Annotated in this window: 11 protein-coding genes; 5 read left to right on the top strand and 6 right to left on the bottom strand. The window is 71.8% G+C overall.

All coding sequences use genetic code 11. From position 1 onward, the window contains the following. Positions 1-3 precede the first annotated feature (3 nt). Positions 4-921 carry a permease-like cell division protein FtsX gene (ftsX, locus tag ACIQAC_RS23875; RefSeq protein WP_402194000.1) on the bottom strand — a complete coding sequence of 306 codons (918 nt, stop codon included), beginning with the start codon at positions 919-921 and terminating at the stop codon, positions 4-6. Positions 922-953: 32 nt separating this feature from the next. Then, positions 954-1,643: a cell division ATP-binding protein FtsE gene (gene ftsE, locus ACIQAC_RS23870; RefSeq protein WP_402193999.1), complete on the bottom strand. Its 690-nt coding sequence runs from the start codon at positions 1,641-1,643 to the stop codon at positions 954-956. 277 nt (positions 1,644-1,920) lie between these two features. Between ftsE and ACIQAC_RS23865 the strand changes: the two genes are divergently transcribed. Further along, positions 1,921-2,112, top strand: a complete 192-nt coding sequence (locus ACIQAC_RS23865) for a hypothetical protein (protein ID WP_402193998.1) — start codon at positions 1,921-1,923, stop codon at positions 2,110-2,112. Positions 2,113-2,244: 132 nt separating this feature from the next. Here ACIQAC_RS23865 and ACIQAC_RS23860 read toward each other — a convergent pair whose 3' ends face one another. The 4 genes from ACIQAC_RS23860 to ACIQAC_RS23845 all read right to left on the bottom strand — a co-directional run bounded on the left by ACIQAC_RS23860 (position 2,245) and on the right by ACIQAC_RS23845 (position 7,580). Next, entirely contained in the window at positions 2,245-2,838 is a 594-nt protein-coding gene (locus ACIQAC_RS23860) for an LPXTG cell wall anchor domain-containing protein (protein ID WP_402193997.1), read from the bottom strand. A gap of 316 nt (positions 2,839-3,154) precedes the next feature. After that, complete coding sequence (prfB, locus tag ACIQAC_RS23855; protein WP_402193996.1) at positions 3,155-4,261, bottom strand: peptide chain release factor 2; 1,107 nt, start codon at positions 4,259-4,261, stop codon at positions 3,155-3,157. Between the two features lie 252 nt (positions 4,262-4,513). Then, positions 4,514-5,752, bottom strand: coding sequence for a serine/threonine-protein kinase (locus tag ACIQAC_RS23850; RefSeq protein WP_402193995.1), 1,239 nt, complete (start codon positions 5,750-5,752; stop codon positions 4,514-4,516). 124 nt (positions 5,753-5,876) lie between these two features. Beyond that, positions 5,877-7,580, bottom strand: coding sequence for a protein kinase (locus ACIQAC_RS23845; RefSeq protein WP_402193994.1), 1,704 nt, complete (start codon positions 7,578-7,580; stop codon positions 5,877-5,879). A 447-nt stretch (positions 7,581-8,027) separates the two neighbouring features. On the opposite strand from ACIQAC_RS23845, the gene ACIQAC_RS23840 reads away from it, so the two are divergent. From ACIQAC_RS23840 to ACIQAC_RS23825, 4 genes are all read left to right on the top strand, one after another. Beyond that, a complete protein-coding gene (locus ACIQAC_RS23840; RefSeq protein WP_402194459.1) occupies positions 8,028-11,357 on the top strand; it encodes an FHA domain-containing protein in 3,330 nt (1,109 codons plus the stop codon). Positions 11,358-11,887: 530 nt separating this feature from the next. After that, a complete protein-coding gene (locus ACIQAC_RS23835; RefSeq protein ID WP_402193993.1) occupies positions 11,888-13,294 on the top strand; it encodes an ABC transporter substrate-binding protein in 1,407 nt (468 codons plus the stop codon). A gap of 7 nt (positions 13,295-13,301) precedes the next feature. Further along, positions 13,302-14,654 carry a carbohydrate ABC transporter permease gene (locus ACIQAC_RS23830; RefSeq protein ID WP_402193992.1) on the top strand — a complete coding sequence of 451 codons (1,353 nt, stop codon included), beginning with the start codon at positions 13,302-13,304 and terminating at the stop codon, positions 14,652-14,654. Beyond that, positions 14,651-15,559: a carbohydrate ABC transporter permease gene (locus ACIQAC_RS23825; RefSeq protein ID WP_402193991.1), complete on the top strand. Its 909-nt coding sequence runs from the start codon at positions 14,651-14,653 to the stop codon at positions 15,557-15,559. Before ACIQAC_RS23830 ends, ACIQAC_RS23825 begins: the two co-directional genes overlap by 4 nt. Positions 15,560-15,627 lie beyond the last annotated feature (68 nt).

The following is a 15,627-nucleotide window of genomic DNA, read 5'->3' as shown; positions in this document are numbered from 1 at the left end:
GTGTCACACCTTCAGGTACTTGCGCAACGCGAAGAAAGCGGCCAGGGCGGGCATCAGCAGACTGGTCGCGAGGATCAGCGGCAGCTTGGTGAGGACGGCGTCCCAGCCGATGAAGTTGATCAGATCAAGCTTCTCGGACAGGGCCAGCCCATGGTCGATGATGAAGTACCGCGCGGCGAGCAGGAAGCCGCAGGCGACCAGTCCGCCGATGAGTCCGGCCACGGCGGCCTCCATGATGAACGGCGCCTGGATGTAGAACCCGGAGGCGCCGACCAGTCTCATGATGCCGGTCTCGCGCCGGCGGCTGAACGCGGAGACGCGGACCGTGTTGACGATCAGCATCAGCGCCACCACCAGCATCAGCGCCATGATGGCCAGCGCGGCCACGTTCATACCGTTGAGCAGCCCGAAGAGGTTGTCGAGGATGCCCTTCTGGTCCTGCACGGACTGCACACCGTCCCGGCCGTTGAAGGCGGTCGCGATGACCTGGTACTTCTCCGGGTCGGTCAGCTTGATCCGGTACGACTCCTGCATCTGGTCCGGCGTCAGGGAGCTGGCGAGCGGCGAGTCGCCGAACTGCTCCTTGTAGTGCTTGTAGGCCTGGTCCTGCGACTCGTACGTCACCTTGTCGACGACCGCCATGCCGTCGAGGTCGGAGAGGACCTGCTTCTTCTGGTCCTCGGTGACCGCGCCCTTGGCGCAGTTGGGGTCCGACTCGGCGTCGCTCTTGTTGCAGAGGAAGATCGAGACGTTGACCTTGTCGTACCAGTAGCCCTTCATGGTGGTCACCTGGTCGCTCATCAGCAGCGAACCGCCGAACAGGGCCAGGGACAGGGCGACGGAGACGACGACGGCGAAGGTCATCGTCAGATTGCGGCGGAGACCGACACCGATCTCCGACAGAACGAACTGGGCGCGCATGGCGTCTGGTCAAGCCTTTCCGTCGTGGATCGTCAGTGCTGGTAGCCGTAGACGCCGCGAGCCTGGTCGCGGACGAGGAGGCCCTTCTCCAGCTCGATGACGCGCTTGCGCATCTGGTCCACGATGTTCTGGTCGTGTGTGGCCATCACGACGGTCGTACCCGTCCGGTTGATCCGGTCGAGCAGTTTCATGATGCCGACGGAGGTCTGCGGGTCGAGGTTGCCGGTGGGCTCGTCCGCGATCAGCAACTTGGGCCGGTTGACGAAGGCCCGCGCGATGGCCACGCGCTGCTGCTCACCACCGGACAGCTCGCCCGGCATCCGCTCCTCCTTGCCGCCGAGGCCGACGAGTTCCAGCACCTGCGGCACGGACTTGCGGATCTCACCGCGGGACTTGCCGATGACCTCCTGCGCGAAGGCCACGTTCTCGGCGACCGTCTTGTTGGGCAGCAGCCGGAAGTCCTGGAACACCGTGCCCAGCTGGCGCCGCATCTGCGGCACCTTCCAGTTGGACAGGCGGGCGAGGTCCTTGCCGAGGACGTGCACCTGGCCCTGGCTGCACCGCTCCTCGCGGAGCACCAACCTCAGGAAGGTGGACTTTCCGGAGCCGGAGGACCCCACGAGGAACACGAACTCGCCCTTCTCCACTTCCAGGGAGACATCCCTGAGTGCGGGGCGGGTCTGCTTGGGGTAGACCTTGGAGACACTGTCGAATCGGATCACGGATGCACCACGGGTAGCCGGGGGTAGATGTGCGTGACCATACGCGACCCGGGTGCACGCCCGCAGTCACCGGTGGCGGTTGCGCGAGAGTTGTGCCTTTTTGTACTGAGGTGACTTTCGCACCGGCGCGGGGAGGGCGTGTGCGGGGGCGCGGGAACGCGTCCCACTCCTGGCGACAGGGCGCACCCGTCGGAGGAACCTGGCACAGTGGAGGGGGAACGTTCCCCGACCGACAACCGTTGATGCCAGTGGACGACCCGGTTAGGAGGGTGAGCGCATGACGTACGACCGCCTGGTGTGCGCGAACTGTGCCGCGCCCGTGAGCGAGGGCCGCTGCCCCGTCTGCCGGGCCAACCGACAGCGGCTCCAGCAGGAGAACCCCTTCGCGGGCCTGAACCCGATGGCACTGATCGCGCTGGTGGCCGTGCTGATCGCCGCCGTGGCGCTGCTGGCGCACCAGACCGCGTAGCGCACGCGCACGTACGGTCGCGCGGCCCGACAGCGGCGCACAAGGGCATACGAAAGGGCCCGGAGCCTGAGCTCCGGGCCCTTTCACCGTTCCGGGCGCGCACACGGCGCGCTCAGGCGGCTACGGCGGCGGTCAGGCCGCCGCACCGCCACGGCCGCCCGCGAGGCGCGGCAGGATACGGAAGCCGATACCGCCGGCGATCATCGTCGCCGCGCCGATGACCAGGAAGGTGGTCTCGCTGGCACCGGTCTCGGCGAGCTCGTCGCCGCCACCCTGCGGGGTGGTGGAGCCGGCCGGGGTCTCGGTGCCGGTGTCGGTCAGCGACGAGGAGCCCTCGCCCTGGGCCGACTCGCCGGAGCCGCCGTCGGGGTCGGCGTTGTTGCCACCGGTGGCGCTGCCGTTGTCACCCGGGTCCTCGGTGGGGTCGGACGGCTCGCTGGGCTCCTGAGTGGGCTCCTCGGTCGGCTCCGTGGGCTCCTCGGTGGGCTCCGTGGGGAGGTCCGTGGGCTCCCCGGTGGGGGTCGGCTCCCCCGTGGGCACCTGGGTCGGCGGCTCCTCCGTCGGCGTGGGGGTCGGAGTCGGCGACTCGTCACCGCACAGAATGCCGAGGAGGCAGTCGTCGGTCTCGGCTGCGGAAGCGGCACCGGCGGCGGTCAGCGAAGCGCCTACGGCGATCACGGCACCCGCCGCCACCCGCGCGACACGAATCCGCGTCTTCTTGGTCATAAAGCTGCTACCCCCAGTAGCTGATCGTCGGTGAGGCGGCGCTCGGGACCGTGATCGACGGAGGTGGAAGTGGAACCCTCCGGATCACATGCGCCCCAGAGAAAACGCATGCCACGCTGCACCCTTCCCAAGTTTCAAAGCAACGTCAAGGCCGTTGCGTACGCGATGTCCGGGTACGGGGCGAATGCCGGGCGGAGTGGTGTGTGAGTGTGATGTAAAACCCAGACATCGAGGGCAAACGAAAGGCAACTGCGCCCCTGAGGGCCACAGTTGCCTTGTCGACAAAGCGGCGTATGGGTCCGCCGCCTGCCCGCGTTTACTTCTCCTGCTGCTTGCGCCAGCGAATTCCGGCTTCCAGGAACCCGTCGATCTCACCGTTGAACACGGCCTCGGGGTTGCCCACTTCGAACTCCGTACGCAGGTCCTTGACCATCTGGTACGGGTGCAGGACGTACGAACGCATCTGGTTGCCCCAGGAGTTGCCGCCGTCGCCCTTGAGGGCGTCCATCTTGGCCTGCTCCTCCTGGCGGCGCCGGTCCAGCAGCTTGGCCTGGAGGACGTTCATCGCGGACGCCTTGTTCTGGATCTGCGAGCGCTCGTTCTGGCAGGAGACGACGATGCCGGTGGGGAGGTGGGTCAGCCGGACCGCGGAGTCGGTGGTGTTGACGCCCTGTCCGCCGGGCCCGGAGGACCGGTAGACGTCGATCCGCAGCTCGGACTCGTCGATCTCGATGTGATCGGTCTGCTCGACGACGGGCAGGATCTCGACGCCCGCGAAGGAGGTCTGGCGGCGCCCCTGGTTGTCGTAGGGCGAGATGCGCACCAGCCGGTGCGTGCCCTGCTCGACGGAGAGCGTGCCGTAGGCGTACGGCGACTGGACGGCGAAGGTGGTCGACTTGATGCCGGCCTCTTCCGCGTACGACGTCTCGTAGATCTCGGTCTTGTAGCCGTGCTGCTCGGCCCAGCGCAGGTACATGCGCTGGAGCTTCTCCGCGAAGTCGGCGGCGTCGACGCCACCGGCCTCCGCGCGGATGTTGACGAGCGCCTCCCGGGAGTCGTACTCACCGCTGAGAAGCGTCCGCACCTCCATCTCGTCCAGCGCCTTCTTCACCGAGATGAGCTCGGACTCGGCCTCCGCCCGGGTGTCCGGGTCGTCCTCCTCGTCGGCCATCTCGAACAGCACGGAGAGATCGTCGATCCGTCCGCGCAGCGCTTCGGCCTTCCTGACCTCGGCCTGGAGGTGGGAGAGCTTGCTGGTGATCTTCTGCGCCTCGTCCGGGTTGTCCCACAGGGACGGCGCGGCCGCCTGCTCCTCAAGCACGGCGATATCTGCCCTCAGCTTGTCGAGGTCCAGAACGGCCTCGATCGACTCCATGGTCGAGGAGAGGGACTTGAGCTCTTCGGATACATCGACGACTGCCACACCGTCCAGCGTAACGGCTCCGCCGTCCGACCCCACCACCAAGGTGCCGGCCCCTTGAACGCCCCCACCTCGGGGGCTCCGCCCCGAACCCCCATCGGCCTGAACGGCCTCGTCCTCAAACGCCGGCACCATCCAGCCCCTCCGGCGTTTGAGGAGCGGGGGCCAGGGGCGGAGCCCCCTGAGCGGGGGGCTGAGGGGCGGCAGCCCCTCGGGATGGGAACGGGCAAGGGCGGCGGGGGCGAGAAACCCGGCCTACGGACTCGCCGGCGTCGACTGCTCGGTGTCCGGGCTCCCACCCGAACCGTCGTCGGTGGCCACCCACGTACCCACCCCCGCGGCCGCGAGCAACGCCACCACCGCCACCCCGAGGGTGATCCGCCGCCGCCGAGTCGCGGCCCGATGCCGCGCGGACCCCGGCCGGGGCGCCCCCGGCGTACGCGGCGCCCGAGCCGTCCCCCGAGCCCCGCCCGCCAACTCGTCCGGCGCCGGCACCCGCATCGACGTATGTGTGTCCCGGTTCGAGTCCGGCTTGGCCCCCGGCACCAGGGACACCGCCCCGCGCCGCTCCCGCGGAGCGACCGGCCTGTCCTCCCCGTCCCCGGCCTCCGCCGCGCCCTCGTCCCCGTCCGCCTCGGAGTCCGGCTCGTCGACGTCCAGCGGCCCCATCCCCACCAGCGACGGCAGCTGCTCGCGCAACCGCGCCGCCAGCTCCGAGGCCCGCAGCCGCGAGGCCGGCGCCTTCGCGAGGCACTGCACCAGCAGCTGCCACAGCTCCTCGGGGATACCGGGCAGCGGCACGACCGTCTCCGTGACATGCCGCCGCAGCACGGCGCCCGGATGCCCCCCGCCGAACGGCGTGAACCCGGCCAGCAGCTCGTACAGCACGGTCGCCAGCGCGTAGATGTCCACGGCCGCGCGCGGCGGCAGACCCTCGACGATCTCGGGCGCCAGATAGTCCGGCGTACCGATGATCTTCGTCGCGCGGGTCCGTCGCGGGGTGTCGATGAGCTTGGCGACGCCGAAGTCGGTGAGCAGCGCGCGGTGCGAGCCGCCGGGACCGAGCGGGCCCTGCATGTCGAGCAGGACGTTCTCGGGCTTGACGTCGCGGTGGACGACCCCGGCCGCGTGGGCCGCCGCGAGCCCCTCCGCCACGTCCGCGGTGATGGCGACCGCCGCCTCGGGCGAGAGCCGCCGTTCGCGTTCCAGGCGGGTGCGCAGATCCGTGCCGCGGACCAGGTCCATGACGAGCGCGAGGTCGTTGCCGTCGACGACGAGGTCGCGTACGGAGACGACGTGCGGATGTTCCAGGCCGAGCAGGGCCGTGCGCTCCTGGACGAACCGTCCGACGAGTTCCTGGTCGGAGGCGAGATCCTCGCGCAGCAGCTTGATGGCGACGGGCCCCTCGGGTCCCTCGCCCAGCCACACCGTGCCGGCGCTGCCCCGTCCGAGGATCTGGTTCGCGGTGTACCGGCTGCCGATCTTGCGTGCCAAGACTGCTCCTACAGACGCGTGTTGTCGCTAAAACTACGCGTCCAAAGAGCCGACCTTCACCGCGGAGGCGGAAATCACCCACCAGATGTCGACAAAGAGACGGATCAGCGTGTCCGAGGGGGTGTCACTGCCCGCCGGAGTCCGTGCCTCCCAGATCCCCGATCCATCCCGTCACCGTGCTGAACCAGTCGCTGAGCTGGTCCCAGTACCCCTTGCCCGTGCCGATCCAGTCCTGGAGCGGGCTCAGTTCCCAGACCAGCCAGCCGGCCACGAACAGGATGACGAGCGTGACCAGGCAGCCCTTGAGGCAGCCGAGGCCGGGGATCCGCGTCGGGTTGGCGCTGCGCCGGCGCGGCTCACGCGGCTCGCGGGGTTCACGCTGTGAGCGCGTCTGCTGCGGGGCCGGCGGCGGCGCGTACCGCTGGGGCTGCTGCTGGGGCTGCTGCTGCGGCGGCGCGGCGTACTGCTGAGGCTGGTGCTGCGGCTGATGCTGCTGCTGCGGATAGCCGTAACCGGGCGGCGGGGCCTGCTGCTGACGGGGCTGCTGCTGGCGCTGCGGCGGCTGCTGCGGGCGGGACACCTGGCGCTGGGGACGGCGGCGCAGCGGGTCCTGGTTGGGGTCGAGGTACTGGACCTGCGTCTGCTCGTTGCGGTCCCGCGCGGCGCGCAGCTGGTTCTGCCAGGGGTGCTCGCCGTCCGGCGGGGTGCCGGGCTGGTTCGGCGGCACGGGCGGCAGTACGGCGGTCGGGTCGGCCGCACCCCGGTTCGGCAGTACGGCGGTGGGGTCGGCGGCGCCGGCCGGGCCGGCGGTGTGCGGCAGGACGCTGGTCGCGGCGTTGGGGTCGTAGGCGCCCGCGCCGTGCGGCAGGACCTGCGTCGGGTCGGCGGCGCCGGGGGTGCCGGGCACGGTCGCGGGGTCCGGGTCGGGCGCGAGGAAGGCGGCGACGCCCTCTGCGGCGGCGATCTGCGCGGAGTTCGCGTGCACGCCGATGCCGTCGGCGACCACACGCAGCGCGCGGGCGAGGTTCTCGGCGCTGGGCCGCTCCTCGGGCTTCTTGCGCAGGCAGCGCTCGATGACCGTCCACAGCGGTTCGGGGACCGTCGAGGGGCGGCGGGGCTCGGCGCTGAGGTGCTGGTGCAGCACTTCGAGGGCGGAACCGCCGGAGAACGGCGGACGGCCGGTGACCAGCTCGTACAGCAGGATGCCCGCGCCGTAGATGTCGACGGCGGAGGTCTGGGGCTGGCCCTCGGCGGACTCCGGCGCGACGTACGCGGGCGTGCCGACGAACTCGTGGGTGCGGGTCAGGCCGGGCGAGTCCGCGAGGCGCGCGATGCCGAAGTCGGTCAGCATCGGGTGCATCCGGCCGCCGTCCTGCTTGAGCAGGACGTTCGCCGGCTTGAGGTCGCGGTGGACGACGCCGTCGGCGTGGCTGGCGGCGAGCGCGTCGGCGATCTGGGCGGTCAGCAGCGAGGCGGCGACGGGCGTGAGGGGGCCGTTCTCCCGCAGGTAGCGGTGCAGGTCCGGGCCGTCGACGAGGTCCATGACCAGAGCCAGCAGTTCGCCCTCGACGACCAGGTCGCGCACCCGTACCACGTTCGGGTGGGTGAGCCTGAGCAGGACGGAGCGCTCCCGCAGGAACCGCATCACGATGTCGGGGTCGCTCGCCAGCTCCTCCTTGAGGACCTTGATCGCGACGGTCTCACCGGGCTGGCCGGCCACGGCGGCCTCGGCGCCCGCGGTCTCCCGCTGGCGGGCTCGCCAGACGGTGCCCGTGGCGCCGCGTCCGAGCGGCTCCTCAAGCAAGTACTTGCTGCCTACCGGCCGCACGTCATGCGCTCCCTGCTGATTGCTTGCCTGGTCCGATCACCGCCGCGGGCGTGCTACGGGGTGTTCCGACCCACTGTAGTGCCGCCCCGCGCGGTGCCGGGCTGTCGTCTTTCGGTGCTCGGCGCCGGTTCTGTCACAAGCGACTTACGTACCCCTTCCCGTACATGTTCGATGGAAAGACGCTCGGGTCGGGCCGGTTGGTTGCCGGGGGTGGGCGTGACCGATCTCAAGTGGTCTGCGGTCGGGCACTGGTCAGGCACTTTTGCGGGCAGAGCCGACCAATCAAGATCACTCGACGGTGGGCGGCGGGCGTGTTGTCAGTGGCAGATGCGAGGATGCCCTTCAGTACTGGCCGACGTGCTCGTGCGGTGGGGGAAGTCGCGGTGGGGACCGCGGCCCGGTTCCTTTCCGTCCCGGGCGCCCGTGCAGAAGGGACCGCTGGCGGCGATGCAGATCCGGCTGACCGTCGTAGACCCGCTCGGCCCGCCTGTCGAGGCCCGTGGCCGCACCGCGCGCCGCGACGTGCTGGTCACGGCTCCGGCCGGGACTGCCCTGGCGGCGGTGGCGTCGACCCTGGCCTCGGCGGTCGCCGGGGAGGCGGGTGCCGAGCGCGGGCCCGTGATCCTGTTCGCCGGGGCGGAGCGGCTGGACACCCAGCGCTGCACGCTCGGCGAGCCACCCCTGATCGACGGCGCCGTGCTGTCCGTGGGCGCCCCGGCGGACCCCGAGCCGCATCCCGAGGTCGACGACGCACCGGCCCGGCTCGACGTGATCGCGGGGCCGGACGCGGGCGGGGTCCATCTGCTGCACGGCGGCCAGGTGACGGTGGGCCGCTCGGCCGACGCGGACGTCCCGCTGGACGACCCGGACGTGTCCCGGCTGCACTGCTCGGTGACGCTCGCCGGGGACGGCCGGGTGGCGGTCGCCGACCTGGACTCGACGAACGGCACGGTGCTGGACGGCACCCGCGTGGGCACCCGCCCGGTGCGATTCACGCCGGGCGCGTTACTGCGTATAGGTGAGTCGGCCCTGCGGATCGCCCCGCCGGGCGGTCTGAGCACACGGATGCGCACGGAGCCGGACGGCGAGGGGCACGTACGCGTGTCGCCGACGACGGCCGAGGACCCGACCGGCGCCGAGGACCCCTCGGGCCCGCCGCCCGGCGACACACCGGTCACGCACGCGACGGCGGGCTGGGACTCCCCCGGCGCCCAGGAGCACGCGCCGGTCGAACCCCCGATCGTGCCCGGTCAGGCCGGCGCCCCCCGCATCGAGAGCCGGCCCGGCGGGCGCCCGGTCGTCGGCGAGGGCGACACCCACGCCGCGGGCCTGGACGTGGACCCGCGCGAGACGGCCACCGGCGGCCGCAAGGGCACCCCGGTGCGCGGCACCGACGTACCGCAGGGCGTGCGCAGACGCGGCGGCCTCTCGGCGTGGGCCCGCCGCCTGGCCGGCAGCCGCCCGGAGCCGGACCAGGACGGATCCGGGGCCTACGACGAGGAGGTGCCGGACGCGCGCGAGGCGCCCCCGGCCGCCGCCGCCCGGATGCCGGAGACCTGGCCCGACCCGGCCGCGCTGCTGCTGACCGCGCTGGGCCCCGGCCCACGGCTGTGGGAGCGCTCGCCCGGCCACCCGGAGGCGCTCACGGTCCGGCTGGGCACGGCCGACCGCACCACACCCGACGGCTCGGGGCTGCTGGCGGCGGTGCCGGTCACCGCCGATCTACGCGAGGGCGGGGCCCTGGGTCTGGCCGGGCCGCGGCCGCGGCTCGCGGGGCTCGCCCGCGCGGTGCTGGCCCAGCTCGCCGCACTGCACTCGCCCGACAGCCTGGACATCGTCCTGATCAGCACGGACCGCGCGCGCCCGGTGCGGGAGCGCACCGCCGAGTGGTCCTGGCTCGGCTGGCTGCCCCACGTCCGCCCGGGCCACGGCCAGGACTGCCGCCTCCTTCTCGCCTACGACCGTGAGCAGGCGGCGGCGCGCACGGACGAGCTGCTGCGCCGGCTGGAGGACCACCTCGCGGACGCGGCGTCGGCCGGCGCCGACGTGCCCGCGTCGGTCGCGGAGACCGGCCGGGGCGCGACACACCGCCCGTCGTGGGCCCGCGCGGACGCGGCCCACCCCGGGCCGTACACCGTGGTGGTGGTCGACGGCGACCCCGGCGGCCCCGGGCTGCACGAGGCCGTGGCGCGGCTCGCCCTGGAGGGCCCCCGGGCCGGGATCCATGTCGTGTGTCTGGCCGAGACGGCCGCCGCCTCGCCCGCGTCGCCGGTGACGGAGACGTTCGAGGCGGCCTACGCGGCGGTGCCGGTGTTCCGGGAGTGCGGGACGGTCGCCCTGCTCAGCGGGGACGTGGCCACGGCGCTGCGGCTGCTGCGCGTCGCGGCCGACGGCGCCGGACGCGCGCCCGTCGGACATGGCACGGTGGGTGCCGTGGACGCGGTCTCCCCCGCGTGGGCCGAGCGGTTCGCGCGGGCGCTGGCACCATTGCGCCCCGAGGGCTCCGGTGGCGGGCACGCGCGCGTGTCGGCACCACTGCCCCAAGTGGCGCGACTGCTGGACGAGTTGGGGCTGGCGCGGGCCACGCCCGCCTCGCTGATGGCCCGCTGGGCCGACGCGGCGGACGACGCGCAGGCGGTCGGCGGACGGGCCTGTGCGGTGCTCGGCGCCGGTCCGCGCGGCCCTGTCGGTGTGGACCTGGTGGCCGAGGGGCCGCATCTGCTGATCGAAGGACCGGCGGGCAGCGGTCGTACGGAGCTGCTGCGGGCGGTCGTCGCCTCGCTCGCCGCGGCCGAGCGACCCGACCGGCTCGGGCTGGTCCTGATAGACGGACGGGACGGCGTCGGGACGGGCGGGGGGCACGGCGACGGGCTGCGCGTCTGCACGGACCTGCCGCACGTCACGACCCATCTCACCGCCAACGACCCGGTCCGGATGCGGGAGTTCGCCCAGTCCCTCGCCGCCGAGCTGAAACGGCGCGCGGAGCTGGTGGGGCGGACGGACTTCGCGGGGTGGCACGCGGGGCAGACCGGGGCGGCGGGTGCCCCGGAGATGTCGGGGCGGATCGGCGCGCAGCGGACGGGTAGTGCGGCGGAGACCGGCACCGGTGGCGGTGGCGGTTGCCGTGCCGGAGGCGGTGCCGGAGGCGGAGGCGGTGGCGGTGGCGGTGGCGACTCGGTGTCGGGTGACCTGGACGCCGCCCCGACCACCTCGACGCTGCGGCTGCGGCCCGCTGCCGCGCGGCGGCCGACGGACGCGGCGCCGCCGTTGCCACGGCTGGTCGTGGTGGTCGACGACCTCGACGCGCTGGTCTCGCCCGCGCTGGGCTCGCCCGGCCGGCCGGCGGCGGGGTCGGTGATGCGGGCGCTGGAGGCGGTGGCGCGGGAGGGCGACCGGCTCGGGGTCCATCTGGTGGCCGCCGCGCACCCGGGTGGGCGTACGGCGGAGACGGAGCCGGTGCGGAGGGCCGCACTGCGGGTCGCGCTGGACGCGGTGGTGGAGGGGCCGGAGGAGCCTTCGCCCGGGCGGGGGCGGCTGGTGGTCGGAGAGGGGCGGGTCACGGCGTTTCAGGGTGGGCGGGTGACGGGGCGGATTCCGCGGACGGCGACGTTACGGCCCACCGTGGTGCCGGTGGAGTGGGAACGGGTGGGTGATCCGCCGGCCCGCCGGCCCGTCCGCGAACTCGGCAACGGCCCCACCGACCTGGCCCTCCTCGCCAGCGCCCTGGAACGAGCGGCCCGCGAGGTCGCGGCCTCCGAGGTCCCGTCCCTCCTGTAGCACCGGCGCACGGGTGCCGGCGGGGGCGTCGCGCAGCCCGGCGCGACGGGCTGCCGCCGCGCTACGCGGGTACGGGCGGCCCGCGGCCGCGGCACGTAGCCGGGCACCGCACGGCGGCACGCTTCCAACGAGCACAAGCCGCAAGGCTCTCAGGGGCGCGGGGAACTGCGCGACAAGCCCCCACCAACCCGCACCCGAACAACCACCCCTCCAGGGGCGCGAGGAACCGCGCGACAAGCCCCCACCAACCCGCACCCGAACAACCACCCCTCCAGGGGCGCGAGGAACCGCGCGACAAGCCCCCACCAGCCCGCACCCGAACAACCACCCCTTCAGGGGCGCGGGGAACTGCGCGAACACCCCCACCGGCCCGCGCCCGAACCGCGTAACCGACCCCCGCCAGTCACGACGCGGTCACGATCACCCCCTTGACACTGTGCGCGCTCTTGCCGACCCCCCGCACCCGGCGTAGACCAGACCGCACGGAGCAGCGCTCGAACGTTCATCGAGGTACGAAGAACGGGGCCGTGATGCACAGCAGGACGTACAGCAGCACGTACACCAGGACGCGCAGCAAAAAGACGACAAGGACCGCCCGCCTCTCCGCAGCCGCCCTCGCGGCAACCCTCGCGTTCTCCCTGAGCGCCTGCGGCGGCGACAGCGACGACAACACCGGCGACGAAGGCACCGACGGCGCCACCGAGACCGCCTCAACGGTCACCCTGCCCAAGCTGGACGGCGAGAACCTGGAGGTGGCCGCTGTCTGGACCGGCCCCGAGCAGGCCAACTTCAAGAAAGTGCTGGAGGAGTTCGAGAAGCGCACCGGAGCCACGGTGACCTTCGTCCCCGCACAGGACCCGATCATCAACTTCCTCGGCTCCAAGATCGCCGGCGGCGCCCCGCCGGACATCGCGATGCTGCCGCAGGTCGGCGCCATCAAGCAGGCCGTGGAGCGCGGCTGGGCCAAGCCCGTCGGCGCCGAGGCGCAGGCGCAGATCGACAAGAACTACGCGAAGGGCTGGCAGGACCTCGGCAAGGTCGACGGCAAGCAGTACGGCGTCTACTACAAGGCCGCCAACAAGTCCCTGATCTGGTACAACAACCAGGTCTTCGAGAACGCCGGCGCGACCGAGCCGAAGACCTGGGACGAGCTGCTGACCGCGGCTCAGACGATCTACGACTCCGGTGTCACACCGTTCTCCGTGGGCGGCGCCGACGGCTGGACGCTGACCGACTGGTTCGAGAACGTCTATCTCTCGCAGGCGGGCCCGGAGAAGTACGACCAGCTCGCGCAGCACGAGATCAAGTGGACGGACCCGTCCGTGAAGGACGCGCTCACCACCCTCGCGCAGATCTGGGGCAAGAAGGACTACATCGCGGGCGGCGCGGACGGCGCGCTCCAGACGGAGTTCCCGGCCTCGGTGACCCAGACCTTCACCGGCGGCGACCAGCCGAAGGCGGGCATGGTCTTCGAGGGCGACTTCGTGCAGGTGAACATCGCCGAGACCGACGCGAAGGTCGGCACGGACGCCAAGGTGTTCCCGTTCCCGGCGGTCGGCGACACCGCGCCCGTCGTCTCCGGCGGCGACGCGGCGGTCATCCTGGAGGACTCGAAGGCCTCGCAGGCGCTGGCCACCTTCCTGGCCTCCCCGGACGCGGCGGCCGTACAGGCGCAGCTGGGCGGCTATCTCTCGCCGAACAAGAACGTCGACCCGTCGGCGTATCCGAACGAGGTGCAGCAGAAGATGGCGGAGGCGCTGGTCGCGGCCGGTGACGACTTCCGCTTCGACATGTCCGACCAGGCCCCGCAGGCCTTCGGCGGTACGCCCGGCAAGGGCGAGTGGAAGACACTCCAGGACTTCCTGAAGAACCCGACGGACGTCGCGGGCGCTCAGGCGGCTCTGGAGTCCGAAGCGGCCAAGGCGTACGGGAACTGATCCGGCGATGAAGTCGGCAGCGGCGGCAGGGGGCACCACGTCCCCTGCCGCTCCCCATGGTCGTAAGAGTGTGACGGGCACCCGCAAGTCGGTGGCGGCGCTGTTCCTGCTGCCCGCGGTGCTGCTGCTCGGCGCGCTCGTGGTCTACCCGATCGGGTACTCGGTCTTCCGCAGTTTCTACGACCAGTCCGGCGACGGATTCGCCGGATTCGACAACTACCAGGCCCTGTTCAGCGACGACGGCATCCGCACGGCGCTGAAGAACAACATCATCTGGGTGGTGTTCGCGCCGACGATCGCGACCGCGCTCGGACTGGTCTTCGCGGTGCTGACCGAACGGGTGCGCTGGGGCACGGCGTTCAAGCTGGTCGTCTTCATGCCGATGGTGATCTCGATGCTCGCGGCGGGCATCATCTTCCGGCTGGTGTACGACCAGGACCCCGGCAAGGGCGTGGCGAACGCGGTGTGGGTGGGGGTGCACGACACCTTCGCCGAGTCGTCCGCGTTCCCGAAGGCGCATCCGGGCCGGGAGTCACCGCTCGCCGCGGACCCGGAGTCGAAGGGGTCGTTCATCACCAGGGAGCCGGTCAGCGCCGGTACCCCGGTGAGCCTGCCCCTCGTCGGTGTCGCCCCCGACCAGATGCCGGACGACGCCGCCACCGCCGTCGCGGCGAAGGCCGAGCCGGACAGGGTCACCGGCACCGCCTGGCAGGACTTCACCCGCGGCAAGGGCGTGGGCACGCTGGGCGCCCCGGACGCCGGCGAGTTCGGCTATCCCGGCATGCGGATCGAGGCCGTCAAGGACGGCGAGGTCGTCGCCTCCACCAAGGCGGCCGACGACGGCACCTTCACCCTGCCGGCGGCCGCCGACGGGGCCCAACTCCGCCTGCCCGCCGACAACTTCAAGGAGGCGTACAACGGGCTGGACTGGCTGGGCCCATCCCTGGTCACCCCGGCCATCATCGGCTCGTACATCTGGATGTGGGCGGGTTTCGCGATGGTGCTGATCGCGGCGGGGCTCGCGAGTGTGCCACGGGAGCTGATGGAGGCGGCACGGGTCGACGGGGCCAACGAGTGGCAGGTGTTCCGGCGGGTCACGGTGCCGCTGCTCGCGCCGGTGCTCGCGGTGGTCACCGTCACCCTGATGATCAATGTGCTGAAGGTGTTCGACCTGGTCTTCATCATCGCGCCGGGCTCCTCGCAGGACGACGCGAACGTGCTTGCGCTGGAGCTGTACCGCAAGGGCTTCTCCGAGGACCAGCCGGGTGTCGCGAGCGCCATCGCGGTGTTCCTGCTGCTGCTGGTGATCCCGGTGATGTGGTTCAACATCCGGCGACTGCGGCGGGAGGCACGGCGATGACCGCTCAAGCGGAGGACGCGACGAAGGTGCCGCCCCCCACGTCGGCCGTACCGAAGCCCTCGCTCGGCGCGCGGATCGTCGCGCGGCTCAGCGGCGGTGTGGTCCGGGTGTTCCTGATCGTGGTCGGGGTGTTCTGGCTGGTGCCGACGCTCGGTCTGCTGCTGTCGTCGCTGCGCTCACCGGAGGACATGGCGGCGAACGGCTGGTGGAACGTCTTCACCGAGCCGTCGCAGCTCACCTTCCAGGCGTACGAGACGCTGCTGGAGAACGACGACATCACCGGCTCGCTGCTCAACACCATCTACATCACGGTCCCGGCGACCCTGCTGGTCGTGGTGATCGGCTCGCTTGCGGGCTACGCGTTCGCGTGGATGGAGTTCCCGGGCCGCGACTGGTGGTTCCTCGGGGTGGTCGGGCTGCTGGTGGTGCCGGTGCAGGTGGCGCTGATCCCGATCGCCGAACTGTTCGGCAAAATCGGCCTGTTCGGCAACATCCTGGGCGTGATCCTGTTCCACGTCGGGTTCGGTCTGCCGTTCGCGGTGTTCCTGCTGCGGAACTTCTTCGCGGAGATCCCGCGGGAGCTGCTGGAGGCGGCCCGTCTCGACGGCGCCGGTGAACTGCGGCTGTTCGCGACCGTCGTGATGCCGCTCGGCGGGCCCGCCATCGCGAGCCTGGGCATCTTCCAGTTCCTGTGGGTGTGGAACGACATGCTGGTCGCGCTGGTGTTCACGGACGCCGGCAGCCAGCCGATCACGGTCGCGCTACAGACGCAGGTCCGGCAGTTCGGCAACAACATCGACGTGCTGGCGCCGGGCGCCTTCATCTCGATGGTGATCCCGCTGATCGTGTTCTTCGCGTTCCAGCGGCAGTTCGTGTCCGGGGTGATGGCGGGCGCGGTGAAGTAGCCGAGGAGACACGGCACCTGGCATCCGCCGGGTCAAGTGAGCCGTTGTCCAACGGCGTTGGGGCGGGC

The organism is Streptomyces sp. NPDC088387, assembly GCF_044753385.1.
In the GTDB taxonomy this organism is placed as follows: Bacteria; Actinomycetota; Actinomycetes; order Streptomycetales; family Streptomycetaceae; genus Streptomyces.
This window is presented reverse-complemented; position numbering and strand designations above follow the sequence as displayed.

Bases quoted from the DNA above. Each gene is read 5' to 3' on its own strand.
- ACIQAC_RS23860 (WP_402193997.1), bottom strand. From the start codon at position 2,838: ATGACCAAGAAGACGCGGATTCGTGTCGCGCGGGTGGCGGCGGGTGCC.
- ACIQAC_RS23835 (WP_402193993.1), top strand. From the start codon at position 11,888: ATGCACAGCAGGACGTACAGCAGCACGTACACCAGGACGCGCAGCAAA.
- ACIQAC_RS23840 (WP_402194459.1), top strand. From the start codon at position 8,028: ATGCAGATCCGGCTGACCGTCGTAGACCCGCTCGGCCCGCCTGTCGAG.
- ftsX (WP_402194000.1), bottom strand. From the start codon at position 921: ATGCGCGCCCAGTTCGTTCTGTCGGAGATCGGTGTCGGTCTCCGCCGC.
- ACIQAC_RS23825 (WP_402193991.1), top strand. From the start codon at position 14,651: ATGACCGCTCAAGCGGAGGACGCGACGAAGGTGCCGCCCCCCACGTCG.
- ACIQAC_RS23830 (WP_402193992.1), top strand. From the start codon at position 13,302: ATGAAGTCGGCAGCGGCGGCAGGGGGCACCACGTCCCCTGCCGCTCCC.
- ACIQAC_RS23865 (WP_402193998.1), top strand. From the start codon at position 1,921: ATGACGTACGACCGCCTGGTGTGCGCGAACTGTGCCGCGCCCGTGAGC.